The organism is Vibrio lentus, assembly GCF_002875945.1.
GTDB classification, from domain to species: Bacteria; Pseudomonadota; Gammaproteobacteria; order Enterobacterales; family Vibrionaceae; genus Vibrio; species Vibrio apostichopi.
The window spans coordinates 250-465 of sequence record NZ_MCZK01000128.1 but is presented as its reverse complement, the minus strand read 5'-3'; positions in this window follow the sequence as shown (position 1 = coordinate 465).

Genomic DNA, 216 nt, shown 5'->3' with positions numbered 1-216 from the left:
AATCCCTCTTTTGGACGAGTTGTTATTAACATAATCTCACTTAGTACGTAGTCTTATTTAGACACAAGAACGGCTCCCAATTGGGAGCCGTTTTTTCAGCAAGAAGAAAACAAGGAAGGAAACTTCATGCCTATTTATAGTTTAGTCGAGAGTTGTTCTGGTATTCGTTATTATGCCCTCTACGATTTCTATAGAAAAAGAATAATGTATGAGTAA